We start from the raw sequence: 1418 nt of genomic DNA on the forward strand, positions 1-1418 counted from the left end.
GTGGCCCACGCCTTGATTACTTCGCCGGCTGCATCCCAGCATGCCTGCATCACGCCCTTGCTCACGCCGCTGCGCAGAGCTGCTTCCTTAATCACCTTGTCCTGAGTCAGAGCCGTGTAGAGCTCCGGCATCATCACGTAACGATGTAATAAGCAAATCTAAACACACCAGTTTTTCGTAAAGTTAACCAACCAGTTTCATTTTTCTGTTTTTTTAATGTTTTGTTTGTCGAAAATGGTTTGTCTGTTCTCCATTCTATAGCTTGTACCTTTGAGATTTATCACCTCACATCTGTAGAGAATTCGGTCGAGCAAGGCAGATGCCAGCACTTCATCATCGAGGGTCTGGGCCCATTCTGTAGGAGCCTTATTTGTAGTTATGATGATGGAGGTATGCTCATGCATAGTGTTGATGAGATTGAAGAAGCCAGCTGCATCTTCCTTGTTGATGGGGAAGAGCATGATATCATCGATAGCGACCAAATCAGCCTTGGCAATGCGGTTGTAGTTGCCCATGGCCGTTGGTGATATGGACTTCATCTTGATGGTAGTTATCAGCTCTTCCATAGTCATCATGTAAGCCTTCTTCCCTTGCTTTACGGCCTCATAGATGAGTCCGCCTGCAATAAAGGTCTTGCCTGTACCGCTGGGTCCCATGAGGATGATGTTGTATGCCTGATCTACCCAGTTGAGCGTACGCAGTTCCTTCATCTCCTGTTTACTAATGCCCGAGGAGTAATTAAAGTCAAATGCATCGAGGTCGTGCTGCGATGGCAGGTGTGCCAGCGACAGTCTCCGTTGCCTATCTCGTTCCTGCCGACCCTTTACCTCATCCTTGAGTACCTGTGCAAGAAAACTTATGTAGGTTGGCTTTTCTATTTGTGCCTGGCAGATGGTATTCTCCAGGTTCACCTTTACATAGTGCAGCTTCAGCAGCGTTGCACATTCCGCAATCGTCTGTTTGTCGTTCATCATTTAAAATACTGTTCAAAGGAGTTAATGGATGTACGCTCAGGGCGCATGTTGCTTAATTCGGGTGGCACACTTGCCGTTTGTGGCTGCTGGATGACAGACATGCCACTGCTTACCCTGATACTCTCAGAGGCCTCTATGAGCATCCTTGCATTGTAGGCCTTGCTTGTAAGGCAGCGTACAAGGGCTTCGTGCAGCACCTCGGGTTTGTAGCCGTACATTTGGTGGATGATGTAGCTGAGATTCCTACTGTAGTAGGCAGGCTTGCTCTGGCTGATTCCTGCCAGGAAAAGATCCAGAGCCTCGATATCACCAATGTATCCGTGTATTGTCAGTTCCTTATCCGTGATTCCTTCCCCTCTTACTGTCTTGTGGGCAGGATCCTGTACCAGTACGCCTTTGACCTCGCTCAATGGATGGTTGGCTATTCGCTTTCCTGTCTCCTTA

Annotated in this window: 2 protein-coding genes and 1 pseudogene; all 3 read right to left on the minus strand. The window is 48.2% G+C overall.

Annotated features, from left to right (window positions below):
• A pseudogene (locus T491_RS16805) lies at positions 1 to 158 on the minus strand (DNA-binding protein); the annotation flags it as partial.
• 39 nt (positions 159 to 197) lie between these two features.
• Positions 198 to 971 (minus strand): IS21-like element helper ATPase IstB, encoded by a 774-nt coding sequence (gene istB / locus T491_RS0115225; RefSeq protein ID WP_028904634.1) that lies wholly within the window; start codon positions 969 to 971, stop codon positions 198 to 200.
• The coding region (locus T491_RS17965; protein ID WP_036916252.1) for a hypothetical protein at positions 971 to 1418 on the minus strand (448 nt) is incomplete at its 5' end. The genes istB and T491_RS17965, both read right to left, overlap by 1 nt.

The sequence above is a fragment of the Prevotella sp. P6B4 genome (assembly GCF_000619985.1).
Classification (GTDB): Bacteria; Bacteroidota; Bacteroidia; order Bacteroidales; family Bacteroidaceae; genus Prevotella.

Bases quoted from the DNA above. Each gene is read 5' to 3' on its own strand.
- istB (WP_028904634.1), bottom strand. From the start codon at position 971: ATGAACGACAAACAGACGATTGCGGAATGTGCAACGCTGCTGAAGCTG.